Here is a 26846-nt window from a genome sequence, read left to right on the forward strand (position 1 = left end):
CGAGGAATTGCAATGACCACCCAGTTGCTTGAGGCCTTTCGCCTTGCGCAGTTGCCCAAAGAGGCGCAGGCCTTTCGCAAGGAAGTGCGGGAGTTCCTGGCGACGCAGTTGGCGCCCGCCGCGCCTGAGGTGCGGGCGCGCACCTGGATGGGCTTCGACGCGGCGTTCAGCCGGCGCCTGGCCGAACGCGGCTGGGTCGGCATCACCTTGCCCGCGCAGTACGGCGGCGCGGGGCTCGATGCCTTCCGCCGTTTCGTGCTCGTCGAGGAGATGCTGGCCGCCGGCGCACCCGTCGCGGCCCACTGGATCGCCGACCGCCAGAGCGGCCCGCTGATCAACAAGTTCGGCACCGAGGCGCAGAAGGACTTCTACCTGCCGCGCATCTGTCGCGGCGAGTCCTTCTTCTGCATCGGCATGAGCGAGCCCAACTCCGGTTCGGACCTGGCCAGCGTGCGCACGCGAGCGACCAAGGTCGACGGCGGCTGGCGCCTGACGGGCCGCAAGATCTGGACGACCAATGCACACCGCTCGCACTACATGATCGCGCTGGTGCGCACCTCGGGCGCACCGGAAGATCGCCAAGGCGGCTTGTCGCAACTCATCGTCGACCTCTCGCTGCCAGGCATCAACATCCGCCCCATCGTTGACCTGACGGGCGACGCGCACTTCTCCGAAGTGACCTTCGACGACGTGTTTCTGAAGGACGACGCGCTCATCGGCGACGAAGGCAGCGGCTGGATGCAGGTGAACGCCGAGCTGGCTTTCGAGCGCAGCGGCCCGGAGCGCTTGTATTCCAGCATCGTGCTGCTCGATACCTGGCTGGCGAGCCTGCGCAAGACGGGCTTCTCAGCCTCGGACGCGGCCTTGATCGGCGGCTTCACGACGCAACTCGCGACCTTGCGCAGCCTGTCGGTCGCCGTGACCACCAAGCTCGCACGCGGTGAAAGCCCGGTCGTCGAAGCTGCGCTGGTCAAAGACATCGGCACCGAGTTCGAGCAGACGATCCCCGCCGCCATCGAAGCCGCCGTCGCGGCCGATCCGACGCGTGTCGTCGATGCCGACCTCTACCGCACCCTCAGCTACCTGAGCCAGATCTCGCCGACCTTCTCGCTGCGTGGCGGCACACGCGAGATTCTGCGCGGCATGATCGCGCGCGGCCTCGGTCTGCGCTGAGCACAAGGAGACAAGAACATGTTTACAGAAGCCATCGAGGCCATCCTCGCGGACCAATGCACACCAGCGGCGATCCGTGCCATCGAGAACGGCGGCTCGCATGCTGCCTTGTGGAGTGCGCTCGCCGAGAGCGGATTCCTCGAACTGATGGCGAGCGAAGACGCAGGCGGCGCAGGGCTCGACCTGGAAGCGATCTTCCCGATCTTCGTGGCCTTCGGACGGCACGCGGTGCCGGTTCCCGCAGCGCAGACCATTGCGGCGCGTGCGTTGCTGCGTGACGTGGCGGCGCCGGAAGGCATGGTCACGCTCGCGGGCCATGCGCGGCGTGAAGCGGATGGTTCTGTCAGCGCGGCCAACGTCGCATTCGGCACCATCGCGGACTTCGCACTCGCCAACGTCGAAGGCCAACTCGTGCTGCTCGATTGCAAGAAGGCCGAACGCACCTCGACCGGCATGCGCGGCAGCCTCGTCGCATCCCTGCGCTGGACGAAGGATGCCGTCGGCACACCCGTCGGCGACAACGGCCGCGAAGTCGCGGCGTTCAGCGCCGCCCTGCACGCCGCCGCCATGGCCGGCGCGATGGAGCGCATGTTCTCGATGACGCTCGGCTACTGCAACGACCGCGTGCAATTCGGCAAGGCGATCGGCAAGTTCCAGGCGATCCAGCATCAGCTCAGCGTGATGGCCGAGCACGTGGCCTGTGCCGGCGTGGCAGCAGAACTGGCTTTCAAGGCCGGCGCCAGAGTCCCCGCGCTGCTCGCAACGGCCACCGCCAAGTCCCGCACCAGCGCCTCGGTGCCCCTGGTCGCATCGACCGCCCACGCCCTGCACGGCGCCATCGGCGTCACCGAGGAGTTCGATCTCCAGCTCCACAGCCGCCGCCTGCACGAATGGCGCATGGCCGATGGCAGCGAGGCGTACTGGAACCGCATCGTCGGCGAGGCGCTGCTCGGGCACACTGCCCCGTCGGTCCTGCAATTCACCATGGAGGAGATCCTTTAGATGAGCGACAAGAAATTCCTGAACTACGAACAGGACGGCCACATCGTCACCCTGACGATGAACGACCCCGAGGCCCGCAACGCCCTCACCGGCAACAGCGCCGTGCCCGAGTTCCTCGCGGCCATCGACCGCATCCATGCCGACCATGCCGTGCGCGCCGTGATCCTGACCGGCGCCGGCTCGGCCTTCTCGTCCGGCGGCAACGTGAAGGACATGGGGCGCTACAGCGAGATGGCGCCGATGGAGTTGCGCCGCGAATACCGCCTGGGCATCCAGAAGCTGCCGCTCGCGTTGTTCAACCTCGAAGTGCCCGTCATCGCCGCGGTCAACGGCCACGCCATCGGTGCGGGCCTGGACCTGGCCTGCATGTGCGACATCCGCGTCGCGGCTGAAGAAGCCAAGTTCGCCGAGAGCTTCGTCAAGCTGGGCATCATCCCCGGTGACGGCGGCGCATGGCTGCTGCCGCGCATCATCGGCCTCTCGCGCGCCACCGAGCTCACGCTGACCGGCCAGATGATCGATGCGAAGCAGGCAGCCGAATGGAACCTGGTGTCACGCGTCGTGCCCCGCGAGCAACTGTTGCCAACCGCTCGCGCGCTGGCTGAGCAGATAGCTGCCAACCCGCCGCATGCCGTGCGCCTTGCCAAGCGCCTGCTGCGCGAGGCGCTCCACAGCCGGCTCGACACGCTGCTGGAGATGTCGGCCGCCTTCCAGGTCATGTCGCACCAGACGGCAGACCATCACGAAGCCGTCTCCGCGTTCATCGAAAAGCGCAAGCCCGAATTTCGCGGGTAGGCGATCCGCTCCTCAAGCAGCACGCCGGCATCCGCCGGCGTTTTTCATTCCCGCGTCACTTATAGAGCAACTGCGGCAGCCACAACCCGATCTGCGGCCACATGTACAGCAGGAAAATCGCCAGCACCTGGATGCCCATGAAGGGCAGCATCCCCAGGAAGATCTGGTTCAGCGTCACATGCGGCGGGCTCACGCCCTTGAGGTAGAAGGCCGCCATCGCCACCGGCGGCGAGAGGAAGGCAGTCTGCAGGTTCAGCGCCACCAGCAGGCCGAAGAACAGCGGGTCCACGCCGAAGTTGTCCAGCAGCGGAATGAAGATCGGCATGAAGATCACGATGATCTCGGTCCACTCCAGCGGCCATCCCAGGATGAAGATGATGACCTGGCTCAACAGCAGGAACTGCACTTTCGTGAGGTTCATGCTGAGCACCCACTCTTCCACCAGCGCCTGCCCGCCCAGCAGCGCGAAGGCCGCTGAGAAGATCGCCGAGCCGACGAAGAGCCAGCACACCATCGCCGAGGTCTTGGCGGTGAGGAACACCGATTCCTTCAGCACGTCCATCGTCAGCCGCCGATAGGCCGCCGCGAGCAGGAAGCCACCGAGCGCGCCCATCGCGGCCGCCTCGGTCGGCGTCGCCAGCCCCAGCACGATGGAGCCCAGCACTGCCAGGATCAGCAACATCAGCGGGAAGAAGGATGCCAGCAGCATCTTGAAGATCTCGAGCCGCGCGAAGCTCAGGAACAGATAGAACAGCGTCGTGATCAGGCCGAACACCGCGAAGCACACCCACCACCAGGTGGGCGCGTCGCGCGTGGTGGCGCCTTGGGTCGAAGTTGCACCGGGCTCGGAGGCCGACGCGGCAGGCGCTTGCGCCGGCGTGGCGCCGGGCGGCTCCTGCACCGCGCCCGAAGAAGGAGGCTCCTGCACGCCGCCCGCACCGGGAGGCTCGGCCAGTGCGCCATCGCTCGGCGGTTCCTGCAAGCCGCCGCTCTCGCTCGGCGGTTCCGCGAGCCCACTCGGGGCCGCTTCGCGCGCCGTCGAAGCACGCGCTGCACCGATCTCCTCGATCGCGTATTCCTCCTGCGCGCCCACCAGCGTCACCGCTTCGTAGCTGGTGAAAGCCAACAGCGCAAAGAGCACCCCAGGCACCAGCACGATGCCCAGTTGCCGCAGCAGGTGGCCCATCGGCACGTCGGCATTGCGCTTGCCCTTGATCGCGGCCAGCAGGCGGGTCAGCGCATGCTGGCTCGAATCGGTGGTGACCCGCTGCGTCAACGGCGGCAGCGTCACCAGGCGGTCCGCCGCCGACAGGGGCGGCGCCCAGGCCGGCTTGAGCTTCGCCACGATGATCACATACACCACATACAGCGATGCCAGCATGATCCCCGGGAAGAAGGCCCCCGCATACAACTGCACCACCGACACGCCGGCCGTCGCGCCATAGACGATGAGCAGCACCGATGGCGGGATCAGGATGCCCAGGCACCCACCCGCCGTGATGGCCCCCGCCGCCAGCGGAATGCTGTAGCCCGCACGCAGCATCGCCGGCAGCGCCAGCAGCCCCATCAAGGTGACGACGGCACCCACGATCCCGGTGGCCGTCGCGAAGATCGTGCAGGTCACCAGCGTCGCCACGGCCAGCGCGCCGGGCAGCCGCGCCATCGCCAGGTGCAGGCTCTTGAACAGCGTCTCGATCAGGTTGGCCCGCTCGACCAGGTAGCCCATGAAGACGAAGAGCGGGATGGCGATGAGCACGTCGTTCGACATCGTCTTGTAGGCCGCCTGCACCATCAGGTCCAGCGTGTGCGTGGTGTTCCGCTCGTAAGCGAACCAGGTGAAGATCATCCCCATGCCCATCAGCGTGAAGGCGGTGGGAAAGCCCAGCATGATCGCCACCACCACCAGCGACAGCATCAACAGGCCCAGGTGGCCGTTGGTGATGGTTTCCACGCGCAGGAGCATCGTGCCTGCCGCCAGAACGAGCAGGGCCATGAAGCCCAGGCCGAACCAGAGTTCCTTGCGGATGTTCATTTCGTGGCCTCCTTGGCGACGACCACGGCATCCAGCGCCTTGATGTCCTCGTCGCGCACGTTGACCATCTCCTTGAGCTTCTCGACGTCGACTTCCTCCACGTCCTGCTCGCGCGAAGGCCACGCCCCGGTCTGGATGCACTGCACGCAGCGCACGATCTCCACCAGCCCCTGCAGCAGCAGCGTGAAGCCCGCCAGCGGGATGATGTACTTGAACGGATACAACGGCAGCGGCTCGGCCGAGAAGGTCTGCTCGCGGATGGCGAGCGACTCGCCCGCGTAGATCCAGCCCGCCCAGGTCAGCGCCACGATGCCGGGCAGGAAGAAAAGGATGTACAGCGCCAGGTCGAAGATGGCCTGAGTGCGCGGCCTGAAGAAGCCGTAGAGCACGTCGCCGCGCACATGGCCGTTCTTGCTCAGCGTGTACGCGCCGGCCGTCATGAACAGCGTGCCGTACAGCATGATCTGCGCGTCCAGCACCCAGGCGTGCGGCCGGTTCAGCACATAGCGGGAGAACACCTCCCAGCTGATCAGCGCGGTGAGCAGCACGGCGCACCAGGCAAAGGTCTTGCCGACCCAGGTCGAGAAGCGGTCGACCGCCAACAGAATGGATTGCATAGGAAGTCCTGGCCGCGCGGGGCTGTGACAAGGAAGAAGGGGCACCGCGGTGCCCCTTGCCATCCAGGCGGTGTCAGGTCTTCTTGGCCTGGCTTCCGAAGTAGTGGTTGTAGGCCATCTTGAAATCGACCGTGTAATCGTTCTGCCACTGCAACGCGCGTTGGGCAAAAGCCTTCTGCGATTCGAGCACCTTCTTGAACATCGGGTTCTCTTCCGACTTCTTGGCGATCGTCTTGTCCCAAGACGCCAGTTGCGCACGCAGGATCGCGTCGGGCGTCTTGTAGAACTTGATCCCGGATTTCTTCAGCTCGGCATAGTCATGCGAATTGCGCTCCACCGCCTTCCAGCTCATGTCGGCGCTGGCGGCCTGCACCGCATAGTCGATGATGGATTTGAGCTCCTGCGGCAGCGCGGCGAGCTTGCCCTTGTTGAACAGGATCTCGAACTGCTCGCCCGACTGGTGGAAGCTCTGCAGCATGCAGTTCTTGGCCACGTCCGGAAAGCCCAGCACGCGGTCGCTCGAGGCATTGTTGAACTCGGCCGCGTCGATCAGGCCGCGGTCCAGCGCCGGCACGATCTCGCCGCCGGGCAGCGGGTTCACGGCCGCGCCCATGTCGGTGAACACGTCCACCGCCAGGCCCACGGTGCGGAACTTCAGGCCCTTGATTTCCTCGGCCTTGGCGACCGGTTTCTTGAACCAGCCCAGCGGCTGCGTCGGCATGGGGCCGTACAGGTACGACACCACGTCCATGTTCAGGCTCTTGTAGATTTCCTCGAGCAGCACCTTGCCGCCGCCATAGTTGTGCCACGCCAGCACGGTGTTGGCGTCCATGCCGAAGCCCGGGCCCGAGCCCCACAGCGCCAGTGCCGAGTTCTTGCCGTACCAGTACGCCACCACGCCATGGCCGCCGTCCAGCGTCCCTTTGGCCACGGCATCCAACAGTTGGAAGGCCGGCACGACGGAGCCGGATGGCAGCACCTCGATCTTCAGGCGGTTGCCCGCCATGTCGTTCACCTTCTTGGCGAAGTCCTGGGCGTACTCATGGAAGATGTCTTTCGCAGGCCACGTGCTCTGGAAGCGGAGCGAGGTCGTCTGCGCCATGCTGACCATCGGCGCGGACATCGCGCCGGCCGCCACGGCCGCACCCTTGAGAAGGTTGCGACGGCGGGTCGGTTTGTTCTCTGTCATTGCGGTGTCTCCAACGTTGTGACCCTGGAAAGTTCCAGTGCGCCATCTTTGTTAGGTGACGATTAGTGACAAAGAGGGTTTACACGAACCCGTCACTTTCCGGGCGGCGCCGAGAGTGAACAGCGCATCAGAACGCCGATTGACCCTCCGTATAGTCAGGGCTTGTTCGATGCGCATTCGGGTGCGACGGCCGTTTCCGTCAACTCACCTGCCGCGAGTGCCCCGTCCAATGCCGCTCTCGCAGTTCGCGCTTGAGCACCTTGCCCGCCGCGGACAACGGCAACGCCTCGCGGAACTCGATGCTCTTGGGGCACTTGTAGCCCGCGATGAAGCCCTTGCAGTGATCGAGCAGCACGGCGTCGTCGAGCTGGGCGCCAGGCTTGCGCACCACCACCGCATGCACCGCTTCGCCCCACTGCGCATGGGGCACGGCGATGACGGCACAGGCCTGCACGGCGGGATGCCGCGCGATCACGCTCTCGACCTCGGCCGAATACACGTTCTCGCCACCGCTCACGATCATGTCCTTCATGCGGTCGACGATGAAGACATGCCCACCCTCGTCCATGCGTGCACCGTCGCCGGTATGGAGCCAGCCGTCGCGCAGTGCGCGCGCCGTCTCCTCCGGCTTGTTCCAGTAGCCCAGCATCACGTTGGGCCCGCGCGCGATGATTTCGCCGACCTCCCCGCGCGGCACTTCGTTGCCACTGTCATCCACCACCTTCACCGCGATGCCGAAACCCGCCCGCCCCGCCGAACGCGACAGCCCCGAGGCGCGGCCTTCGGGCCCATGGTTCTCCGGCGGGTTGGAGGTCACGCCGCCGCATTCGGTCATGCCATAGGAATGCGTGAAGGCCACGCCCGGCAAGGCTTCCATCGCGCGCTCCAGCACCGATTCGGCAATGGGCGATGCGCCGTACACCATGCGCTTCAAGCTGCTCAGGTCAAAGCAATCGAACTCCGGATGCGTGATCAGCGCCTGCAGCATCGTCGGTACCAGCAGCAGGTCGGTCACGCGTTCGCGCTCGACGATGGCCATCACCTCGCGCGCATCGAAGGCCGGGGCCAGCACATGCGTGTCGCCGGCGATGAACTGCACCAGCGCGCGTCCGATGCCACCCATGTGGAACAACGGCGCCACATGAAGCGCCACGCTCTCGCCAGGCATCGGCGTCTGCGCGAGGCGCTGGATGCCGATGGACCACAGCGTCCAGTGGCTGTGCATCACGCCCTTGGGGAAGCCGGTGGTGCCGCCGGTGTAGAGGATGCAGGCCAGGTCCGCGCCCGCACGGTTCGCATCCTCTACAGGGCGAGCAGCGGCGATCAGCTCTTCGACCGAGAGCATTCCTTCGGGCGTCGGCCAGTCGCCGGCATACACAAGGATCGGCATGCGCTTCGCGGTCGCCCGGATGCCCTCGACACGGTTGAGGAAGTGGTCGTCGACGACCAGGATGCCGGTGTCGCTGTCGTCCAGCGAATAGACGATCTCCGGCACGCTCCAGCGCGTGTTGACCGGGTTTAGCACGCCACCGCCCCACCACACGCCCATCAGGCATTCGAGCCAGCGGTCGGAGTTGACGCCGAGCATGCCGACGCGGTCACCGGCCTTCATGCCGATGGATTGCAGCGCACCGGCCAGGCGCGCAACCCGGTCGCCGTACTCGCTGAAGGTCTGGTGCCTGCCGTGGAACACGGTGGCGATGCGATCGGGCGTTGCCTGCACCGAGCGCTGCAGGGCGAGCGTCATGGACATGGTCATGGTGATGCCCTCAAAGTGCGGCCACTGATCCGTCGCGCATGAAATCGGCGTCGTGCGCCTCCTGCTCCTGCAGTTCGCGCCAGGCGATCTTGCCGGTGGCGTTCTTCGGCAGCGCATCGACGATCTGCACGATGCGCGGCGCCTTGTAGGTCGCCATGTGCTCGCGGCACCAGGCCAGCAGGCTGGCGCTGTCCTCCACGCTGCCCGCACGCAATGCGACGACGGCCTTGACCGTCTCCCCGCGGCGCTTGTCGGGCGAGGCGATCACGCAGGCTTCGAGGATCGAGGGGTGGGCATGCAGCGCCGCCTCGACCTCCGCCGGCCAGACCTTGAAGCCCGCTGCATTGATCATCCGCTTGAGCCGGTCGCGCATGAAGACATAGCCCTCCGCGTCCATGCTCGCCAGGTCGCCGGTGCGGAAGAAGCGCTTGCCATCGATCACGATGAAGGCCTGCGCATTGGCTTCCGGATGGTTCCAGTAGCCGAGCATGGTCTGCGCCGCGTGCACGACGATCTCGCCCGCTTCGCCCTGCGGCACCGGCTGCAAGGTCACGGGGTCCACGATGCGCAGGTCCACGCCGAAGGTGGAGATGCCGAGGCAGGCCTTCTTCGGCTTGTAGAGCGGGTTCGCGCAGAGGAAGCTGGCGCTCTCGGTCAGGCCGTAGCCTTCGACATAGTCGAGCCCGTAGCGTTGCTGGAGGATGTCGTTGACGTGCTGCGGCGTTGCCGCGCCGCCGCCGGTCACCACCGACAGGCTGCTCAGGTTGCGCTGCGCGATGCCGGGTTGCGCGAAGAAGTCGACCAGCATCGCCGGCAGTGCGGCCCAGAAGCTCACGCGATGACGCTCGATCAGCACGGCCGCGGCCTCGCGGTCCCAACGCGGCATCAGCACGATGGTGCCGCCCTGGAAGATCGGCCCATTCACGTTGTTCTGCAAGCCGAGCAGATGAAACAGCGGCGCCACGGCCAGGTACACCGACGAAGGATGGGTGCGGCGCCACAGCGACGAGCCCACGCACGAGGTCATCACCGTGCGGTGCGTATGAACACAGGCCTTCGGCTTGCCGGTGGTGCCCGAAGTGTAGGGAAGCATGCACAGGTCATCCGGGCCGGCGCAATGCGGTGCGGGAATCCTCGCCTGCGCGAGCGCGGCGCTCCACGATTCGGCGGCTGGCGGGAGTTGGACGTCCGACATGCGGGTCCGCAGCCAGTCGGGTGCGGGCAGCGCCGGATCGTCCTCGCCGAGCGCGTCGCCATAGGCATGCACCACGAGCTTGCGCAGCGCGCCCTTGCCGATCAGCGGCGCGACGCGGTCGAGCAACTCGCTGGCCACGAAGGCGGCCACGGCGCCGCTGTCCTTCACGATGTGCTCGATCTCATCGGCCAGCAGCATCGCGTTGACCGGCACGAACACCGCATCCGCCCGCAGGATCGCGAAGTAGGCCGCGATGAACTGTGGACAGTTCTGGCTGAACACGATGACCCGATCGCCCTTCGCCACCTGGCATTCGCCCTGCAGGTAGCCCGCCATGTGCTCCACGTCGGCGACCAACTGCGCGTAGCTCACGGCAGTGCCGAAGAACTGGATTGCCGTCTTGTCCGGGTAGCGCAGCGCCGCGATCTCCAGATTGCGGAACAGGCTGGTCTCGGGGATGTGGGCGACGCCCGCCAGGTCCGCGCGAGCCCGCGCCGGGTCGATGGTGAGCGGGCCGGTGGGCCGCTCGATCACATCGGGCGGCGTGGGGCAAGGGTGGAATGCGTTCGGTGCATGCATGGTGCGGTCCTGGGGCAGGTTGTCTCTGGGTTGAGACCGAGTAGACCGCGCAGGAGCGCCTGTCCCGCCACCCCGAACGGGTGGCGCCAAACGTCGCTCTGATGCGGCAGCCCCCCACACCGGGTGGGGCGAATCCGCCCCGCCGCGTGGAGGATGTCCCTCATGACACCCCAGCCGACGCCCACCCCCTCCCGCCGCCTGCTCCACACCCGCGAGATCGTCTGCCAGGGCTACCTGCGCGACGATGGCCTGCTCGACGTGGAGAGCACGATGCGCGACATCTCACCCGATGGCTCGGACCTCTTCTTCAAGCGCCTGGGACGGGGCGAAGACCTTCACCGCATGCGCATCGTCATGACGGTGGACAGCGACATGGTGATCCGCGCGATGCAGGTGCAGACACAGGCTGCGCCCACGCCCTACTGCGCCGAAGGCAACGCGATCTACGACAAGCTGGTCGGCCAGAAGATCGGCCCGGGCTTCACGAAGCGGGTGCGCAACCTGGTCGGCGGCAACCGGGGCTGCACCCACCTCACCGAACTGATCGGCCCCGCCGCGACGACGGCCATCCAGAGCCTCTACGCACTCGGCCGCGAGCGGGGCAACCTGCGCACGCTGCACGCCGGCGTCGGCGCTCTGCCCAAGCCTTCCCTCGCCGACACCTGCCAGGCCTATCGCAGCGATGGCGAGGCGTTGAAGGTCATCTGGCCGCTGCATCGAAGGGCTGCGTAGCCGAAGCTCAGGCAAGTTGCATCGCTGGTGCGCGCTCCTCGCGGCCGGGCATAGGCAGGAAGGCAGACAAGGCTCCGACGGCGCACAGCACCGCCACATAGTGCGCCGGCGCCATGTGATCCATGCGCAGCAGGTAGCTCACGAGCATCGGCGTCAGCCCGCCGAACACCGCGTAGAAGATGTTGTAGCCAAACGAGAGACCCGAGGATCGGATGGCCGCCGGGAACGCGCGAACTCCGACCACCGGAACGATCACCACCGTGCCGACGAAGAAGCCGGTCATCGCGTAGTGAAGCGTCACCCACTGCGGCGTGCCGGGCAGCCCCGCATAGAGCACATGGCTGCTGATCAAGAGGCCGGTCCAGCCGACCGCCATCACAAGCCGCGCACCGAAGCGGTCGGTTGCCCAACCTGTCACGACGCAACCGATCAGCGCGGCCGTGGTCGCGATGACGTTGGCCGACAGCGCCTCGGAGGCGGAGATGCCGTAGTTCTTCTGCAGGAACACCGGCGTCAGCAACAGGATCACGCCGATCGCTGCCGACAGCACCCAGATCTGCACGCCGAGATAGAGCAGCGTGCCGCGATGCTCGCGCAACACGGTGCGCACCGGCATCTCGCGTGTCAGCTTGCGCTGCACCTGCATCGCCTTGAACACCGGCGTCTCGCCAAGGAACTGGCGCAGGTAGACCGACACCATGCCGAAGACACCGCCGAGTGCGAAGGGCAGTCGCCACGCATAGTCCTGCACCTCGGCCGATGACCACATCGCATGCACCACATAGGCCACGATCGAGCCCAGCACGATGCCGCCATTGAGCCCGGCCGTCAGCACACCCAGGCTGAAGCCATAGTGGCGCGGCGGCGCGTGTTCCCCCACGAACACCCACGCGCCCGTCAACTCGCCACCGACGGCGATGCCTTGCAGCAAGCGCATGAGCAGCAGCAGCACCGGCGCAGCCATGCCGATCGATTCGTAGGTGGGCAGGCACGCGATCAGCAAGGTCGGGCAGGCCATCAACAGGATCGACAGCGTGAACATGCGTTTGCGACCGAAGCGGTCCGCGAAGTGGCCGAATATCGCGCCGCCGACCGGCCGCGCCAGATAGCCGGCTGCGAAGATGCCGAAGGTCTGCAGGTCGCGCAGCCCGTCGGACATGTGCGCCGGAAAGAACAGCTTGCCGATGACGCTGGCAAAGAAGACGTAGATGACGAAGTCGTAGTACTCCAGCGTTCCGCCCAGTGCGGAAAGCCCGAGCGTCTTCACGTCCGAGCGGTTGAGGGTTGGTTGACGCGCAGGCTCCGCGTCGTCGATCGATGAATCCATGTCCGATACTCCAGATGGCGTCGATGCAAGGGTTCGACGCGAGTGAGCAATTCTGGGAATGGACGTGCATCGCGAGTTGGACGCGCGTCCCACTTCTGGTTCGCACGTCCCTCTTTCTTCAGCGCGGCTTCACGCGCTCGCCCTCACTGCCCGACGATGATCTGCGCAATGAGCCCCGTGGCGATCGCGGCCAGCACATAGTCCCCGCCGACACCCATCCACTGGTAGCCGCGCGGCGGCGCATTCAGGTGATAGGCGCGGTAGTCGTTCACGACGTAGTTGCGGCCCCGGTATTCGTTCGGCACGCGGCCGCCGCGCTTCCATTCGGCGTGCGGTTGCGGATAGCCGCGGCGGTCGAACTGGCGGCCATCGCGGTAGTCGCCGCGGTCGTCGTATCGGCGTCCGTTGTCATGGCGACCGTTGTCGTGGCGACCGTTGTAGTGCGAGTCGCGTTGCTCATACCGGCCATCGCGTCCGTCGCGGTCCGGGCCGTGGTTGCGGTCTTGCGCAAATGCACTTCCCACGCTGGAGAGTGCGAGCGTGGCGGCGATCACGGCGATGGTCTTCTTGGAACGGATGGTCATGCTGAACTCCTTGTTGGGATGACGAGTTCAGTGTCGACCGCGCATGTGTCGCGCTCGTGCGGCGCGCATGCGGCAATGTAAAGATGGGCGCAGACCCGGATGCGACGAATGTGCGCCGGTGCAGCCCCGCTCAGGTCCTGGGCTGCCGGTCCTCTCCTTCATCTCGACCGGTAAACCCGGCGACTCCGAATGAAGGTTGCCCCACCGCCAGTCCCGGACGACTCGGCCCCGTCGGCACGCGCGAACCGCTCGGACCGCGATACCGCAGCGCCCAATTCCAGCAGAACGATGGCGTCAGCAACATGCCGAGCGTCGCGATGCCGCGCGGAGAAACGCGCCGCTTCCATTGCCAGTGCGGTGATGCAAAGCACTTCCATGCGGCGGCGCGCTCGCCGTCGCGCAGGTAGCGCGTCGTCGCGACTTCCGCGAACTGGCGCAGCAGCCGGTTCTTGCCTTCGATGTGCGCCGGCTCGGACACCTTCAACTGCTGCGCGATCTCGAACATGATGTGCGCATCCACGCCCCGCCCCGAATTGGTCAACGACTCGGCATGCACGCGGTAGCGCGCCACGTCCTGGGCAATGAAGCGCCCGAAGGCGCCGGTGTTCGCAAGCCTCACCGACAAGCCCCAGTCGCCGACATTGCCGTCGCGGGCGCCGTACATCTGCGCGAGGTAGTCTGTCCGGGCGACCAGGAAACTGTTGGGCGGGATCGCATGCTGGAGGCTCCATTCGCGCACGGAGCGCACCGTGCCCGGCCCGTCCTTGCCGTATTCCTTGTTGTTGGCGGCCGTGCGCACCGGGTCGACACGGGCAAGCTCGTCCATGATTTCGCTGCGGCCGAACCAGATCTTGACGCGCTCATCCGTCTCTTTTGCGCAGGCCTCGGCCAAGGCGGCCAGGCCGCCTGGGCAGAGCTGGTCGTCGTCGTGCAGGATGAGGATATGGTCGAAGCGCGCCGCGGTTCCCAGCGCGCACTGGTTCGGATAGTTGCCCAGCGGCGGTTCGTTGATGACATGGCGCACCAGCGGCTCCAGCCCGCTCGCTGCAATCGCGGCACGATTCCCGGCTTGGAACTCGGCCGGGCTGTCGTCGCCCACGATGATCTCGCCGATCAAGGACCGGTCCTGCTGCGCCACGCTTTCGAGCGCTTCGGCCAGATGGTGCGGTCTCCGGTAGGTGGGGACGAGGATGGAAATCAGCATGACCGTCTCAGGCATTGAAACAATAGTTCACATTTGGCCATGCGTGTGAATCAATTGCAAAGATTGCCCCGACAGCGGCGCGGGACTTCGACGGCCGAACCCCGGTCCGGCAGGCCGGAAGTCATATGGCGGGCCGCCCTCCCGGACGAGCCCTGGAGCCGGCAGGGCGTCTAGAGGTTGCCCAGCGAGGTGCGCAGGCCCGCGTAGTCGGTCGGCCCATTGCTTTCCGACGGGTTGCCGGTAGCCGAAAGCCATGCCGCGATGCTCGGCAAGCGCTTTTCGAAATAGCTCTGCAGCGGCGGCCAATGGCCATCGGGATCGTGCGGCTCGGTCACCTCGAGCGCCTCGACGCCGAGCGAGCGCAGGCTGGTCACCATGGCCAGCGAGCGGCCGTCCAGCAATTGCAAGGTCACCTCGCGACCCTGCGAGAGGATTTCCTCGAGGATGCGCCGGTGCACCTTGTAGTCGGCCCAACTGCGCTTGGCACAGGCGTCGCTGAGTTCGCGGAACACCCAATGCATGTTCGACGCGAAGGAGGCCGCGACCTGCGCCGCCTGCCGTTCGCCCTGGCTTGCCGCCAATCCTTGCAGGCGCACGCTCCAGCCCAGGGCCAGCAGCACGCCGAAGACCTGCACCCATGCCGCCCATTCGCTCGCCAATACGGGCCGGAACGCCCAGGCCGCCCCCAGGAGACTCAACGCAAGTGCCACTGGCAACCAGATTCTTTGCATCTCTAAAGCTCCAGGGAACGGGGCGAAATCAATTTCTGCGTTCGGGGATGGGCCTAGCCTCTTGGACCATCGCTGCCGAACATCCGGCGAATCGCGGCCACGCCGGCCACCAGGGCGTTGGAATAGGTCGCATGCGGATCGGCAGACGCCTCCAACGGCAGATAGGACAGTGAATCCAGCGCAGCGTTTTCGCCGCTATCGGCGCCTTCCATCAAGACCCAATAGAACTCGCCGTCTTCCAGTTCATGCACAGTCAACGCAATGTTTCGGAGTTGGGACATCAGGAGGATAAAAAATAACAGTACCGTGGATTAAGCGCGCTCAGGTCGATCCTATTCAGGACCTCTCCACGCGCCTAACCACAATTTCACGGTTACTTCGAAATGTGACAAAGAGTAAGTAGATAAACGCCGCTATTACACACGATTGGCTGCATTCCGAAAAAAAGTGAGTGCTTTTTGTTTCCTTTCCTACAACCTTTTCGTGGCTGATTGCATACGCTCAGGTGGTGTCCGTCACATCAAGGGAAGCACCATGAAACACCTCGTCGTCGACTCCCACATGCTGTCCTCCGTGGGCGGCGCGTTCTATCCCACCGGCTATTCGATGCTCATGTTTCCGGACGGGGAGACCGCCCGACAGGTCGGCAAGCGACTGATCGAAAACGACGTGAGCGGCGACGACGTCTACCTGGTGCCGCCGGAAGAGATCCTTTCGCAGATCACGCCGACAGTGCACGACGGCGACAACCCCCTGCCCTCCGCCGGCACGGATGGCGCCACCGTGCGCGCCTTCACCAAGCTGGCGCTCGACGGCCACACCGGCCTGCTGGTCAAGACACCCGACGCCAAGGCCGCCGAGCGGATGATGGAGATCGTGCGGACAGTGCCGTACTCGATGGCCCAGCGCTATCGCACGCTGGTCATAGAGGATTTATAGGCCCACCCCCGAAGCGCCTGCGGCGCTACCCCCTTCGAGGGGGCGCACCCAGCGGCCCGGCGAAGCCGGTTCCGCGGGTGCCCACGAATGGGTTTATCTGCGACTGAGCACCTTACGCAGGCGCGGCGCGCCGGACCACTTCCCGCGTCATGGCCTGCGCCAGTTCGTGTTCGCCGAGAAACACGATCGCGCTGTCTTCGCGCGACAGCAAGGCGGCCTCTTCCTCGTTGTGGCTGCGCACGACGGTCTGGATGCCGGGGTTGAGCGTCCGCGCCGTCTCGATCATCTGGCGCACATGGAGGGTGTCGGCCGTCGCGATGACCAGCACCCGCGCGCGCGCCACGTGCGCCTGGATCAGCACCGACGGGTCCGCCGCATCGCCCCACACCGCGGCCATGCCGTTCTCGCGCAGCCTCTCCACCAGCTCGCGGTTCTGCTCGGCCACGACGAAAGGCAGGTCATGCGCCGTCAATGCCGCGGCGATGCGACGTCCGACGCGCCCATAGCCGACCAGCACGACCTGCCTGGACAGATAACGGGCATCGGTCGACATCGGCAACTCTGCCAGCGGGTCCGCCCGCGCATCGAGTTCGCGCGCCAACGAGGACCGCGCGCGCAGCCACTTCTGCATCGGCGCGATCGCGCCGAACCACAGCGGGTTCGTCGCGATGGAAATCAGCGCCCCCGCCAGGATCAGGCTCTGGCCCTCGCCCGGCAACAGGCCCAGCGACATCCCCAAGCCGGCCAGGATGAAGGAGAACTCGCCGATCTGCGCCAGGCTCGCACTCACCGTCAGCGCCGTGTGCAGTGGATAGCGCAACAGCAGCACCAGCAGGCAGGCCGCCATCGACTTGCCCACCACGATCACGCCGACCACCGCCAGCACCTGCAGGGGCCGCTCGACCAGCACCATCGGGTCGAACAGCATCCCCACTGACACGAAGAACAGCACGGCAAACGCGTCACGCAGCGGCAGCGACTCCTGCGCCGCCCGATGCGCGAATTCCGACTCGCGCATCACCATGCCCGCAAAGAACGCACCGAGCGCGAAGGACACGCCGAACAGCGCCGCCGAAGCAAACGCGATGCTGACCGCGGCCGCCACCACGCACAGCGTGAACAACTCGCGCGAGCCCGTCCGCGTCACCTGCCAAAGCACCCAGGGAAACAGCCGCCGGCCGACCACCAGCATCAACGCCACGAACCCGCCGACCTGCAGCAGCGTCAAGCCCAGCGTCTGCCACACCGGATCGGCGCTCGCCTCGGCACCGCTGCCGCCCAGCGCACCCGCCAGCGGCGGCAACAGCACCAGCACCAGCACCATCGCCAGGTCTTCCACCACGAGCCAGCCGACCGCGATGCGGCCGGTGTAGGTGTCGAGGATGCCCAGCGCCTCGAGTGCACGCAGCAGCACCACGGTACTGGCCACCGACAGCGCCAGCCCGAACACCAGCGCAGCGCCCAGGGACCAACCCCACCAGAAGGCCAGCCCCCCGCCCATCAACGTGGCCACCGCGATCTGCACCAGCGCCCCCGGCACGGCGACCTTGCGCACCGTCAGCAGGTCATCCAGGGAGAAGTGCAGGCCCACGCCGAACATGAGCAACATCACGCCGATCTCCGCCAGTTGCGCGGCAATGCCCGCATCGGCCACGAAGCCCGGCGTGAAGGGTCCGATGATGACCCCGGCCAGCAGGTAGCCCACCAGCGCCGGCAGGCGCACACGCACCGCGATGAAGCCGAGAATCAAGGCCAGGCCGAGGCCCGCCGCGATGGTGTTGATCAGGGAAACGCTGTGGGGCATCGGCCCATTTTGCAGGACCGATGCAAGGCGGCGCCGAATAATTCCCCGTGATTGCGCTTGACTACTTCAGCCCCGGCTGAGGGCCTGGGTCGCCATCTTCTCGTCCTTGGCGTCCAGCAGGATCTCCGGCTCATTCGCCTCGACCCAGCTCTCGTTGTTGAGGCCGGCATGCAGCCGGTCCATGTCGAGTTCACCGGTCCACTTGGCCACGACCAGCGTGGCCACGCCATTGCCGATCAGGTTGGTCAGCGCGCGCGCCTCCGACATGAAGCGGTCGATCCCCAGGATCAGCGCCAGCCCCGCCACCGGCACATGCCCCACCGCCGACAGCGTGGCCGCCAGCACGATGAAGCCGCTGCCCGTGACACCGGCCGCGCCCTTGGACGTCAGCAGTAGCACCGCCAGCAGCGTCAACTCCTGCGTGAAGGTCATGTCGGTGTTGGTCGCCTGCGCGATGAACACCGCCGCCATCGTGAGGTAGATCGAGGTGCCGTCCAGGTTGAACGAATAGCCCGTGGGAATCACCAGCCCCACGCAGGTCTTCTTGGCGCCCAGGTTCTCCATCTTCTCCATCATGCGCGGCAGCACCGACTCCGACGACGAAGTGCCCAGCACGATCAGCAGTTCTTCCTTGATGTACTTGATGAACTTCCAGATGCTGAACCCGTGGAAGCGCGCAATGCCGCCCAGCACCACGAAGATGAACAGCAGGCAGGTCAGGTAGAACACGCCCATCAGCTTGCCCAGCGAGAACAGCGAACCCACGCCGTACTTGCCGATGGTGAAGGCCATCGCGCCGAAGGCACCGATCGGCGCCACCTTCATGATGTAGTTGACGATGCTGAAAAGGACATGCGAGCCCTTCTCGATGATGTCGAAGATCAGCGTGCCGCGCCCGCCGAACTTGTGCAGTGCAAAGCCGAACATCACCGCGATCAGCAGCACCTGCAGGATCTCGCCCTTGGCGAAGGCATCCACGATCGTGGTGGGGATGACGTGCAGCAGGAAGTCGACCGTGCCCTCCATCTTGCCCGGGCCGGTATAGGCGGCGATGGATTTGGTGTCGATGGTCGAGGCATCGATATTCATGCCGGCGCCGGGCTTCAGCAGGTTGACCAGCAGCAGGCCCACGATCAACGCGATGGAGCTCACGATCTCGAAGTACAGCAGCGCCAGGCCGCCGGTCTTGCCGACCTTCTTCATGTCCTCCATGCCGGCGATCCCGACCACCACCGTGCAAAAGATGATCGGCGCAATGATCATCTTGATGAGCTTGATGAAGCCATCGCCCAGCGGCTTCATCTTCTCGCCGGTCTCGGGGAAGAAGTAGCCCAGAAGCACCCCGAGGATCACCGCCGTGATCACCTGCAGGTAGAGCGACTTGTAGAGCGGCTGCTTGACTTTCGTCGGCGTGGAAGGACCTGCCATCGGTTGTCTCCTGCTGGGGATGTCGCGCCTTGCCGATAGGGCCGGCGAGCAACCGTTCCACTGTAGGCCGTGTCGGTCCCGCGCGCACGCCGGGCGCGCATAAAAAAACCCGCCGAAGCGGGTTCTCTGACTGCTGGCTGACCGCCGCAGTGCAAGGGCCTCAGTGCATGTGCAGGCCGCCGTTGATCGAGAAGTCGGCGCCCGTCGAGTAGCCGCCTTCGTCGGTGGCCAGCCACGCGATGATCGAGGCGATCTCGCTCGGCTTGCCCAGGCGCTTGACCGGGATCGTCGAGATGATCTTGTCGAGGACTTCCTGGCGGATGGCGTTGACCATGTCGGTGCCGATGTAGCCCGGGCTCACGGTGTTGACCGTCACGCCCTTGCCGGCCAGTTCCTGCGCCAGCGCCATCGAGAAGCCGTGCATGCCGGCCTTGGCGGCCGAGTAGTTTGTCTGCCCGGCCTGGCCCTTGGCGCCGTTGACCGAACTGATGTTGATGATGCGGCCCCAGCCCTTCTCGACCATGTCGCCGACCACCTGCTTGGTGACGTTGAACATGCTGTTGAGGTTGGTCTCGATGACGGCGCTCCAGTCCTCGGGCGACATCTTCACGAACATGCGGTCGCGCGTGATGCCGGCATTGTTGACCAGCACGTCGATGCTGCCGTGTTCCGCCTTGGCCTTGCTGAAGGCATCGACAGTGGACTGCCAGTCGCCGACATTGCCGACGGAGGCATGGAACTCGAAGCCCTCGGCCTTCTGCTCGCCCAGCCACTTGGCATGGTCGCGCGTGGGGCCGCAACCGGCAATGACCGTGAATCCGTCCTTGTGGAGCCGCTGGCAGATGGCGGTTCCGATGCCACCCATTCCTCCGGTGACATATGCGACTTTTTTGCTCATGAATCTTCCTTGGTAAGTGGAGCCGTTGAAGGCCCTCGGACTTTAACGAACTTAGGACTTATCCGAGTCAGGAAAACACCGACGCGACGTTGAAACCAACTGTCACATCCGCTTCCTATACTCATCCAATGTCATCGATCGAACTGGCCGGCGTTGCCAAACACTGGGGCGACGCGGCCGCGTTGCACGCGGTCGACCTGCGCATCGCATCGGGTTCCTTCTGCGTGCTGCTCGGCCCGTCGGGCTGCGGCAAATCGACAACGCTGCGCATCATCGCGGGCCTTGAAATTCCGAGCACAGGCAAGGTCATCATCGATGGCCAGGACGTGACCGGATTGCCGCCCGCGAAGCGCGGCATCGCGATGGTGTTCCAGAACTACGCGCTGTTTCCGCACCTCAGCGTGGCCGACAACATCACCTTCGGCCTGTCGGTGCGCGGCATGCCGGCTGCCGAGCAGGCCATGCGGCTAGGCCAAACGGCCGAGCTGCTGGGCCTCGGTGCATTGCTCCAGCGCAAGCCCTCCCAGCTCTCCGGCGGACAGCAGCAACGCGTCGCACTGGGCCGCGCCTTGGTGGCGCAAGCCAAGGTGTGTCTCATGGACGAGCCGCTGTCCAACCTCGATGCCCAGTTGCGCCAGGAGATGCGGCGCGAGTTGCGTGACTTGCAGCGCCAACTGGGCCTCACCGTCGTGTACGTCACGCACGACCAGACCGAGGCGATGAGCATGGCCGACCAGGTGGTGCTGCTCAACAAGGGCCGCGTCGAGCAGGCCGGCACGCCACGCGAGTTGTATGCGCGGCCGGCCAGCACCTTCGCGGCGCGCTTCATTGGTACGCCGCCGATGAATTTGGTCGCGCTCGACAGTGGCCGCATCGCCGGCAGCGACGTGGTCGTCGGCGTGGGCGGCGCATCGCTGGGCGTGCGGCCGGAGTCGATCGCCATCGGCACTGACGGCATTCCCGCCGTGGTGCAAGACGTCGAGTACCTGGGCGCGGACATGGTCCTGCGCTGCGCCATCGGCAGCGAGACCTTGCTGGTGCGCGCGGACGGACAACGCCATTGCGAAGCCGGCGAACGCGTCGGCCTGCGATGGGCCGATGCCGATGCCCATGCCTTCGACGGCGACGGCCGCCGCATCGCCTGAACCCACCGATTTTTTCAACGGAGCTGGAGAGACATGCAACGCAACACCTTCCTCAAAGCCCTCGCCTGCCAGATCGTCGCAGGAGGCGCGCTGCTCGCGGGCACCACCGGCGCATGGGCCCAGGTACCCGTCGAGGTGCAGTTCTACTACCCCGTCGCAGTGGGCGGGCCGATCGCCAAGACCATCGACGGATTCGCCGAGGGCTTCATGAAGGAGAACCCCGGCATCAAGGTCACGCCGATCTACGCCGGCACCTACCAGGAGACCATCGTCAAGGCGCTCACCGCGCACAAGTCGGGCACGCCGCCGGTCACCTCGGTGCTGCTGTCGACCGACATGTTCACGCTGATCGACGAAGACGCCGTGGTGCCCTTCGACAACTTCATCAAGACCGACGACGACAAGGCCTGGCTGGCCGGCTTCTACAAGGCCTTCATGATGAACAGCCAGACCGGCGGCAAGACCTGGGGCATTCCGTTCCAGCGCTCGACCGTGGTCATGTACTGGAACAAGGAAGCCTTCAAGGAAGCCGGCCTCGACCCCAACAAGCCGCCCACGAACTGGGCCGAACTGAAGGACGCCGCGACCAAGCTCACCAAGAAGGACGCGAGCGGCAAGGTCACGCAGTGGGGTGTTCAGATCCCGTCGAGCGGCTTCCCGTACTGGCTGTTCCAGACGCTGACGACGCCCAACGATGCGATCCTCGCCAACGACGCCGGCACGCAGGTCAAGTTCGACGACCCGAAGGTCATCGATGCATTGCAGACTTGGGTCGACCTGGGCAAGGCCGGCATCCATCCACCGGGCGTGGTCGAGTGGGGCACCACGCCGAAGGACTTCTTCGAGCGCAAGGCCGCGATCATCTACACGACCACCGGCAACCTGACCAACATCAAGGCGAATGCGAAGTTCGACTTCGGCGTGGGCATGATCCCGGGCAACAAGCGCAAGGGCTCGCCCACGGGTGGCGGCAACTTCTACATCTTCAAGAAGTCGACGCCGGCGCAGCAGGAAGCGGCCTTCAAGTTCGCGAAGTGGGTGACGCAGCCGGAGCGTGCGGCGCAGTGGAGCATGGACACCGGCTATGTCGCAGTGTCGCAGGCCGCCTACGACACGCCGACCTTGAAGAAGTACGGTGCCGACTTCCCGCCCGCCCTGGTGGCGCGCGACCAGTTGCCGGTGTCGGTGGCCGAGTTCTCGACGCATGACAACCAGCGCGTGACCAAGGCGCTGAACGACGGCTTGCAGGCGGCGCTGACCGGCACCAAGACGCCCGCGCAAGCGATGAAGGATTCGCAGCAGGAAGCCGACCGCATCCTGCGCAGCTACAAGTAAGTCGGCAAGCATGACCAGCGGCAGCCATCCCTCACGCCAGGCCGTCCACGCCTGGCTGATGCTGCTGCCCGCCCTGGTGCTGCTGGTCGCGTTCACGCATTGGCCCGCGGTGTCGACGCTGGTCGACAGCTTCTTCTCCACGCCGAAGGGCGCGCGGCCGAGCGTGTGGGCCGGGCTGGAGAACTACGAGGTCATGGCCGGCGACCCGGTGTTCTGGAAGGCGGTGCGCAACAACCTCGCCTTCGCCGCCGCCACCATCCCGTTCTCCATTGGCCTGGCGCTGGCGATGGCGCTGTGGGTCAACGAACGCATCGCGGGCCGGGCCTTCCTGCGCATGGCCTACTTCACGCCGACCGTGCTGCCGATGATCGCAGTGGCCAACATCTGGCTGTTCTTCTACACGCCGCAATACGGATTGCTGGAGCAGATCACCGGCGCGCTCGGCCTGCCCTCGCACAACTGGCTCGGCAGCCCAGCCACCGCGCTGGGCGCCGTCACGGTGGTGGCGATCTGGAAGGAGGCCGGCTTCTTCATGATCTTCTACCTGGCCGCGCTGCAGACCATGAACCCCAGCCTGCGCGAGGCCGCCGCCATCGAGGGCGCATCGCGCTGGTACTTCTTCCGTCGCGTGCAATGGCCGCTGCTGATGCCGACCACGCTGTTCGTGCTGGTCAATGCCTTCATCAACGCCTTCCGCATGGTCGATCATCTGTTCGTGCTGACGCGCGGCGGGCCGGACAACGCATCGACCTTGCTGCTCTACCACCTGTACGAAGTCGGCTTCAGCTTCTGGGACACGGGCTACGCAGCGGCGATCACCGTCGTGCTGATCGTGGTGCTGGCCGGCATCGCGCTGTTCCAGTTCTTCGTGCTGGACAAGAAGACGCACTATCAATGAAGCCTCATCGGCTCACCTACAACGAACCCGGCTGGCTCGACACGCTCGCTGCCTGGGTGCTGGCGCTGCTGTGGATCCTGCCGCTGGCCTATGCGGTGTGGACCGCCTTCCACCCGGCCGAATTCTCGACGCGCTTCGCCCTCGCCGCGCCGCTCACGCTCGACAACTTCGCGCGCGCCTGGGCAGCCGCGCCCTTCGCGCGCTACTTCCTCAACACCACGCTGCTGGTCGGCATGATCCTCGCCGTGCAGCTGGTGCTGGCCACGCTCGCCGCCTTCGCGTTTGCACGCTACGACTTTCGCGGCAAGAACGTCGCGTTCGCCCTGGTGCTGGTGCAGCTGATGATCATGCCGGACATCCTGCTGGTCGAGAACTACAAGTCGATGGCCCGGCTCGGCCTGGTCGATACGCTGGTGGCCATCGGCCTGCCCTACTTCGCCTCGGCCTTCGCCATCTTCCTTCTGCGCCAGACCTTCATGGGCATCCCCAAGGAACTCGATGAGGCCGCGCGCGTGGAAGGCGCGAGTGCCCTGCAGACGCTATGGCGCGTCTACGTGCCGCTGGCTCGACCGGTCTACACCGCCTTCGCGCTGGTGTCGGTGAGCTTCCACTGGAACAACTTCCTCTGGCCACTGATCATCACCAACAGCGTGAACGCACGGCCGCTGACGGTGGGACTGCAGGTCTTCTCTTCCGTGGACCAGGGCGTGGACTGGTCGGTCATCACGGCTGCTACGCTCATGACCTCGGCGCCGCTGCTCATCGCCTTTCTCCTGTTTCAGAGGCAGTTCGTCCAGAGCTTCATGCGGGCGGGGATCAAATGATGCAACTCGTCACCTGGAACACCCAATGGTGCCGCGGCCTCGACGGCGTCGTGAGCCCGCGGCGCATCGTCGAAGGCGCCCGCGCGATGGCCGACTTCGACGTGCTCTGCCTGCAGGAGATCGCGCAGGGCTTCGACGACATGCCCGGCGCGCCCGGCGACCAGCCCGCGGAACTGGCGGCGCTGTTGCCCGGCTTCCAGGTCTTCTTCGGCGCGGCGGTCGACGAGTTCGATGCGCAAGGCAAGCGCCAGCGCTTCGGCAACCTGATCGCCACGCGGCTGCCCGTGGCGCGCGTCCAGCACCATCCCCTGCCGTGGCCGGCCGACCCCAGCGTGAGCAGCATGCCGCGCATGTGCACGGTGGTCACGGTGGTCGATCCGGCCCTGGGTCCGGTGCGCATCATGACCACGCACCTCGAGTACTACAGCCCGACGCAACGCCTGGCCCAGGTCAACGCGGTGCGCGACCTGAACGCGGAAGCCTGCGCGCAAGCCGCCGCGCCGCCAAAGGTCGAGACAGAGCGCTCGCCCTTCCAGGCCAAGGTGCACACGCCGCACGCGATCGTTTGTGGCGACTTCAACCTGGTGGTCGCGCCACCCGCCGACCTGCGCGCGGCGCCCGAGTACCGGGCCATCCACCAGGCCCATGCCCATGGCCGCCTGCAGGACACCTGGCCCCTGTTGCACGGCACCGCGCCGCACGCGCCGACCTTCCGCCTGTTCGACCGCACCTACGGACCCGAGCCGGTGACGGCCGACTTCGTCTTCGTGAGCGACAGCCTTGCGCCGCGCGTGCGGCGCATCGAAGTCGACCAGCAGACGCGCGCATCCGACCACCAGCCCGTGCTTGTCGCGCTATAAGAGTCCAATGCACGCCACCCAACACCTGCCCGACTCCCGCTATGCCGTCACGCGCCTGATCGTCACCATGCTGCTCATGACCGTGGGCAGCAGCGGCATGTACGTGGTGTCCGTGGTGCTGCCGGCCGTGCAGGCGGACTTCGGCGTGGCGCGCGCCGATGCCTCGCTGCCCTACACGCTGCTGATGATCGGCTTCGGCGTGGGCGGCGTGGTGATGGGCAAGCTGGCTGACCGCTTCGGCGTGATGTGGCCCCTGCTGCTCGGAGCCGTCGGGCTCGGCCTCGGCTACATCGGCTGCAGCTTTGCCGGCGGCATCGTGTCCTTCGCCATCGTGCAGGCCTTGCTGGTCGGCCTGCTCGGCAGCGCCGCGGTGTTTGCGCCGCTGGTGGCCGACACCTCGCTCTGGTTCGTGAAGCGGCGCGGCACCGCGGTGGCGGTGTGCGCCAGCGGCAACTACATCGCCGGCGCGATCTGGCCGCCGATCGTGCAGCACTTCATCGAGACGGTGGGCTGGCGCCCCACCTACTTCGGCATGGGCGTTTTCTGCGGGCTGGCCATGGCCGGGCTGGCGCTGTTCATGCGGGCCCGGCCGCCGCTGGCGAGCCCGGGGGCCGCGGCCACCTTCGCACCGGGCCGCTCGCCGGTCGGCCCCTCGATGCAGCCCTTCGGCCTCAGCCTCGGCATGGCCCAAGGATTGCTCTGTGTCGCGGGCACCGCCTGCTGCGTTGCAATGGCGATGCCGCAGGTGCACATCGTGGCCTACTGCACCGACCTCGGCTACGGCGCGGCGCGCGGGGCGCAGATGCTGTCGGTGATGCTGGCCTTCGGCATCGTGAGCCGGCTGGTGTCGGGGTTCATCTGCGACCGCATCGGCGGCCTGCGCACCCTGCTGCTGGGGTCGGTGCTGCAATGCGTGGCGCTGCTGTTGTTCCTTCCCTTCGACGGGCTGGTGCCGCTGTTCGTGGTGTCGGCCCTGTTCGGCCTGTTCCAGGGCGGCATCGTGCCCTCCTACGCGATCATCGTGCGCGAATACTTTCCGCCGGCCGAAGCCGGCGCGCGCGTGGGCACGGTCATCATGTGCACGCTGCTGGGCATGGCGCTCGGCGGCTGGATGTCAGGCAAGGTGTTCGACCTGACCGGGAGCTATCACGCGGCCTTCATCAACGGCATTGCGTGGAACCTGCTGAACATGACGATCGCGGTGACGCTGCTGGTGCGCGTGCGGCGCATGCACGCAGCCGCCCTTGGGGTGGCGTGAAGCGTCACGGCCCAGGCAAGGTCAAACGTGCGCGCAGTCGCGGCAAGACTCGTTCCACTTGTTCTGCGGTGCCCGTGAACCGGCCTTCCTGAGGAATCCGAGGAGGCGACGGCGCTGGCGCGGTTTCTCGAGCTGCACCATCGGCATCATGCTGGTGTAGGTCAATGCCGGCGGCGCCTTGATCGCGCCGGCCCGCAACAGCTCGAACGACCGCGCGACCTTGCACTCCACGTCGTTCGACTCCAGGCACTTCCAGACGTATTCGTGCGCAAAGACAACCAGTGAACGGTCCGGTGCCGCGACGACGAAGTGCTCTTCCTCGCCCAGCATCACGCAGATCCATTCCCAGCCGAACTCGCGGACCAATTGGTTTCCCCACACCGTGCCAAGCGCGCGGGCCACATCGGCCGCGTCAAGGTCCGAGCCCTTCTTCGGCGCATGCAGCAGGGGACCTTGCGCCGCGTGGATGAAGTCGTCGACGCCGGCCACGATGGCGGACATGCGGCTGCACGGGACATCCGAGATCAAGTGGAATCCG

Annotated in this window: 25 protein-coding genes; 11 read left to right on the plus strand and 14 right to left on the minus strand. The window is 66.0% G+C overall.

Annotated elements, in window-relative coordinates; genetic code table 11:
• The first annotated feature begins 12 nt into the window (after nt 1–12).
• The 3 genes from WKW79_RS26905 to WKW79_RS26915 are packed head-to-tail and all read left to right on the plus strand — an operon-like array spanning nt 13 to nt 2970.
• Nucleotides 13–1173 (plus strand): acyl-CoA dehydrogenase family protein, encoded by a 1161-nt coding sequence (locus WKW79_RS26905; protein WP_340338291.1) that lies wholly within the window; start codon nt 13–15, stop codon nt 1171–1173.
• A gap of 18 nt (nt 1174–1191) precedes the next feature.
• On the plus strand, nt 1192–2175 hold the full coding sequence (locus tag WKW79_RS26910) for an acyl-CoA dehydrogenase family protein (RefSeq protein ID WP_340338292.1): 984 nt from the start codon (nt 1192–1194) through the stop codon (nt 2173–2175).
• Nucleotides 2176–2970 carry a crotonase/enoyl-CoA hydratase family protein gene (locus tag WKW79_RS26915; protein ID WP_340338293.1) on the plus strand — a complete coding sequence of 265 codons (795 nt, stop codon included), beginning with the start codon at nt 2176–2178 and terminating at the stop codon, nt 2968–2970.
• A 55-nt stretch (nt 2971–3025) separates the two neighbouring features.
• On the opposite strand, the gene WKW79_RS26920 is transcribed toward WKW79_RS26915, so the two are convergent.
• The 5 genes from WKW79_RS26920 to WKW79_RS26940 form a co-directional block, all read right to left on the minus strand.
• A complete protein-coding gene (locus WKW79_RS26920) occupies nt 3026–5002 on the minus strand; it encodes a TRAP transporter large permease (RefSeq protein WP_340338294.1) in 1977 nt (658 codons plus the stop codon).
• Nucleotides 4999–5619, minus strand: coding sequence for a TRAP transporter small permease subunit (locus tag WKW79_RS26925; RefSeq protein ID WP_340338295.1), 621 nt, complete (start codon nt 5617–5619; stop codon nt 4999–5001). The genes WKW79_RS26920 and WKW79_RS26925 overlap by 4 nt, the downstream gene beginning before the upstream one ends.
• A 73-nt stretch (nt 5620–5692) precedes the next feature.
• A complete protein-coding gene (locus WKW79_RS26930; RefSeq protein ID WP_340338296.1) occupies nt 5693–6808 on the minus strand; it encodes a TRAP transporter substrate-binding protein in 1116 nt (371 codons plus the stop codon).
• A gap of 199 nt (nt 6809–7007) precedes the next feature.
• Complete coding sequence (locus WKW79_RS26935; protein ID WP_340338364.1) at nt 7008–8561, minus strand: long-chain-fatty-acid--CoA ligase; 1554 nt, start codon at nt 8559–8561, stop codon at nt 7008–7010.
• A 16-nt stretch (nt 8562–8577) separates the two neighbouring features.
• Nucleotides 8578–10341, minus strand: coding sequence for a long-chain-fatty-acid--CoA ligase (locus WKW79_RS26940; protein ID WP_340338297.1), 1764 nt, complete (start codon nt 10339–10341; stop codon nt 8578–8580).
• A 162-nt stretch (nt 10342–10503) separates the two neighbouring features.
• Between WKW79_RS26940 and WKW79_RS26945 the strand changes: the two genes are divergently transcribed.
• Nucleotides 10504–11073 carry a DUF2889 domain-containing protein gene (locus WKW79_RS26945; protein WP_340338298.1) on the plus strand — a complete coding sequence of 190 codons (570 nt, stop codon included), beginning with the start codon at nt 10504–10506 and terminating at the stop codon, nt 11071–11073.
• Between the two features lie 7 nt (nt 11074–11080).
• Here the strand turns inward: WKW79_RS26945 and WKW79_RS26950 are convergent, their stop codons facing one another.
• From WKW79_RS26950 to WKW79_RS26970, 5 genes are all read right to left on the minus strand, one after another.
• The gene (locus WKW79_RS26950) at nt 11081–12400 is read right to left on the minus strand and encodes an MFS transporter (RefSeq protein WP_340338299.1); all 1320 of its coding nucleotides are present in this window, start codon (nt 12398–12400) and stop codon (nt 11081–11083) included.
• Nucleotides 12401–12543: 143 nt separating this feature from the next.
• Nucleotides 12544–12984 (minus strand): RcnB family protein, encoded by a 441-nt coding sequence (locus tag WKW79_RS26955; RefSeq protein WP_340338300.1) that lies wholly within the window; start codon nt 12982–12984, stop codon nt 12544–12546.
• Nucleotides 12985–13114: 130 nt separating this feature from the next.
• Nucleotides 13115–14188, minus strand: coding sequence for a glycosyltransferase family 2 protein (locus tag WKW79_RS26960; protein ID WP_340338301.1), 1074 nt, complete (start codon nt 14186–14188; stop codon nt 13115–13117).
• A gap of 170 nt (nt 14189–14358) precedes the next feature.
• Nucleotides 14359–14919, minus strand: coding sequence for a hypothetical protein (locus WKW79_RS26965; protein WP_340338302.1), 561 nt, complete (start codon nt 14917–14919; stop codon nt 14359–14361).
• Nucleotides 14920–14972: 53 nt separating this feature from the next.
• Complete coding sequence (locus WKW79_RS26970; protein ID WP_340338365.1) at nt 14973–15170, minus strand: hypothetical protein; 198 nt, start codon at nt 15168–15170, stop codon at nt 14973–14975.
• 283 nt (nt 15171–15453) lie between these two features.
• Here WKW79_RS26970 and WKW79_RS26975 point away from each other — a divergent pair, with 283 nt between their 5' ends.
• Nucleotides 15454–15858, plus strand: coding sequence for a hypothetical protein (locus tag WKW79_RS26975; RefSeq protein WP_340338303.1), 405 nt, complete (start codon nt 15454–15456; stop codon nt 15856–15858).
• Between the two features lie 112 nt (nt 15859–15970).
• Here the strand turns inward: WKW79_RS26975 and WKW79_RS26980 are convergent, their stop codons facing one another.
• From WKW79_RS26980 to phbB, 3 genes are all read right to left on the minus strand, one after another.
• Complete coding sequence (locus WKW79_RS26980) at nt 15971–17662, minus strand: cation:proton antiporter domain-containing protein (protein ID WP_340338304.1); 1692 nt, start codon at nt 17660–17662, stop codon at nt 15971–15973.
• Between the two features lie 66 nt (nt 17663–17728).
• Nucleotides 17729–19090 carry a dicarboxylate/amino acid:cation symporter gene (locus tag WKW79_RS26985; RefSeq protein WP_340338305.1) on the minus strand — a complete coding sequence of 454 codons (1362 nt, stop codon included), beginning with the start codon at nt 19088–19090 and terminating at the stop codon, nt 17729–17731.
• Nucleotides 19091–19250: 160 nt separating this feature from the next.
• Nucleotides 19251–19988: an acetoacetyl-CoA reductase gene (phbB, locus tag WKW79_RS26990; protein ID WP_340338306.1), complete on the minus strand. Its 738-nt coding sequence runs from the start codon at nt 19986–19988 to the stop codon at nt 19251–19253.
• Nucleotides 19989–20116: 128 nt separating this feature from the next.
• Here phbB and WKW79_RS26995 point away from each other — a divergent pair, with 128 nt between their 5' ends.
• The 6 genes from WKW79_RS26995 to WKW79_RS27020 are packed head-to-tail and all read left to right on the plus strand — an operon-like array spanning nt 20117 to nt 26308.
• Entirely contained in the window at nt 20117–21133 is a 1017-nt protein-coding gene (locus tag WKW79_RS26995; RefSeq protein ID WP_340338307.1) for an ABC transporter ATP-binding protein, read from the plus strand.
• A 33-nt stretch (nt 21134–21166) separates the two neighbouring features.
• Nucleotides 21167–22468 (plus strand): ABC transporter substrate-binding protein, encoded by a 1302-nt coding sequence (locus WKW79_RS27000; RefSeq protein ID WP_340338308.1) that lies wholly within the window; start codon nt 21167–21169, stop codon nt 22466–22468.
• A gap of 10 nt (nt 22469–22478) precedes the next feature.
• Nucleotides 22479–23366, plus strand: a complete 888-nt coding sequence (locus WKW79_RS27005) for a carbohydrate ABC transporter permease (protein ID WP_340338309.1) — start codon at nt 22479–22481, stop codon at nt 23364–23366.
• Nucleotides 23363–24190, plus strand: coding sequence for a carbohydrate ABC transporter permease (locus WKW79_RS27010; protein ID WP_340338310.1), 828 nt, complete (start codon nt 23363–23365; stop codon nt 24188–24190). The genes WKW79_RS27005 and WKW79_RS27010 overlap by 4 nt, the downstream gene beginning before the upstream one ends.
• Nucleotides 24190–25050 carry an endonuclease/exonuclease/phosphatase family protein gene (locus WKW79_RS27015; RefSeq protein WP_340338366.1) on the plus strand — a complete coding sequence of 287 codons (861 nt, stop codon included), beginning with the start codon at nt 24190–24192 and terminating at the stop codon, nt 25048–25050. The genes WKW79_RS27010 and WKW79_RS27015 overlap by 1 nt, the downstream gene beginning before the upstream one ends.
• 7 nt (nt 25051–25057) lie before the next feature.
• A complete protein-coding gene (locus tag WKW79_RS27020; RefSeq protein WP_340338311.1) occupies nt 25058–26308 on the plus strand; it encodes an MFS transporter in 1251 nt (416 codons plus the stop codon).
• A gap of 21 nt (nt 26309–26329) precedes the next feature.
• On the opposite strand, the gene WKW79_RS27025 is transcribed toward WKW79_RS27020, so the two are convergent.
• Nucleotides 26330–26797 (minus strand): DUF3806 domain-containing protein, encoded by a 468-nt coding sequence (locus tag WKW79_RS27025; RefSeq protein ID WP_340338312.1) that lies wholly within the window; start codon nt 26795–26797, stop codon nt 26330–26332.
• Nucleotides 26798–26846: the final 49 nt, after the last annotated feature.

The organism is Variovorax robiniae (assembly GCF_037889955.1).
Taxonomy (GTDB): Bacteria; Pseudomonadota; Gammaproteobacteria; order Burkholderiales; family Burkholderiaceae_C; genus Variovorax; species Variovorax robiniae.

Excerpts from the sequence above, each read along its gene's own strand:
- WKW79_RS26905 (WP_340338291.1), top strand. The coding sequence starts at position 13 with ATGACCACCCAGTTGCTTGAGGCCTTTCGCCTTGCGCAGTTGCCCAAA.
- WKW79_RS26910 (WP_340338292.1), top strand. The coding sequence starts at position 1,192 with ATGTTTACAGAAGCCATCGAGGCCATCCTCGCGGACCAATGCACACCA.
- WKW79_RS26915 (WP_340338293.1), top strand. The coding sequence starts at position 2,176 with ATGAGCGACAAGAAATTCCTGAACTACGAACAGGACGGCCACATCGTC.
- WKW79_RS26920 (WP_340338294.1), bottom strand. The coding sequence starts at position 5,002 with ATGAACATCCGCAAGGAACTCTGGTTCGGCCTGGGCTTCATGGCCCTG.
- WKW79_RS26925 (WP_340338295.1), bottom strand. The coding sequence starts at position 5,619 with ATGCAATCCATTCTGTTGGCGGTCGACCGCTTCTCGACCTGGGTCGGC.
- WKW79_RS26930 (WP_340338296.1), bottom strand. The coding sequence starts at position 6,808 with ATGACAGAGAACAAACCGACCCGCCGTCGCAACCTTCTCAAGGGTGCG.
- WKW79_RS26935 (WP_340338364.1), bottom strand. The coding sequence starts at position 8,561 with ATGTCCATGACGCTCGCCCTGCAGCGCTCGGTGCAGGCAACGCCCGAT.
- WKW79_RS26940 (WP_340338297.1), bottom strand. The coding sequence starts at position 10,341 with ATGCATGCACCGAACGCATTCCACCCTTGCCCCACGCCGCCCGATGTG.
- WKW79_RS26945 (WP_340338298.1), top strand. The coding sequence starts at position 10,504 with ATGACACCCCAGCCGACGCCCACCCCCTCCCGCCGCCTGCTCCACACC.
- WKW79_RS26950 (WP_340338299.1), bottom strand. The coding sequence starts at position 12,400 with ATGGATTCATCGATCGACGACGCGGAGCCTGCGCGTCAACCAACCCTC.
- WKW79_RS26955 (WP_340338300.1), bottom strand. The coding sequence starts at position 12,984 with ATGACCATCCGTTCCAAGAAGACCATCGCCGTGATCGCCGCCACGCTC.
- WKW79_RS26960 (WP_340338301.1), bottom strand. The coding sequence starts at position 14,188 with ATGCTGATTTCCATCCTCGTCCCCACCTACCGGAGACCGCACCATCTG.
- WKW79_RS26965 (WP_340338302.1), bottom strand. The coding sequence starts at position 14,919 with ATGCAAAGAATCTGGTTGCCAGTGGCACTTGCGTTGAGTCTCCTGGGG.
- WKW79_RS26975 (WP_340338303.1), top strand. The coding sequence starts at position 15,454 with ATGAAACACCTCGTCGTCGACTCCCACATGCTGTCCTCCGTGGGCGGC.
- WKW79_RS26980 (WP_340338304.1), bottom strand. The coding sequence starts at position 17,662 with ATGCCCCACAGCGTTTCCCTGATCAACACCATCGCGGCGGGCCTCGGC.
- WKW79_RS26985 (WP_340338305.1), bottom strand. The coding sequence starts at position 19,090 with ATGGCAGGTCCTTCCACGCCGACGAAAGTCAAGCAGCCGCTCTACAAG.
- phbB (WP_340338306.1), bottom strand. The coding sequence starts at position 19,988 with ATGAGCAAAAAAGTCGCATATGTCACCGGAGGAATGGGTGGCATCGGA.
- WKW79_RS26995 (WP_340338307.1), top strand. The coding sequence starts at position 20,117 with ATGTCATCGATCGAACTGGCCGGCGTTGCCAAACACTGGGGCGACGCG.
- WKW79_RS27000 (WP_340338308.1), top strand. The coding sequence starts at position 21,167 with ATGCAACGCAACACCTTCCTCAAAGCCCTCGCCTGCCAGATCGTCGCA.
- WKW79_RS27005 (WP_340338309.1), top strand. The coding sequence starts at position 22,479 with ATGACCAGCGGCAGCCATCCCTCACGCCAGGCCGTCCACGCCTGGCTG.
- WKW79_RS27010 (WP_340338310.1), top strand. The coding sequence starts at position 23,363 with ATGAAGCCTCATCGGCTCACCTACAACGAACCCGGCTGGCTCGACACG.
- WKW79_RS27015 (WP_340338366.1), top strand. The coding sequence starts at position 24,190 with ATGCAACTCGTCACCTGGAACACCCAATGGTGCCGCGGCCTCGACGGC.
- WKW79_RS27020 (WP_340338311.1), top strand. The coding sequence starts at position 25,058 with ATGCACGCCACCCAACACCTGCCCGACTCCCGCTATGCCGTCACGCGC.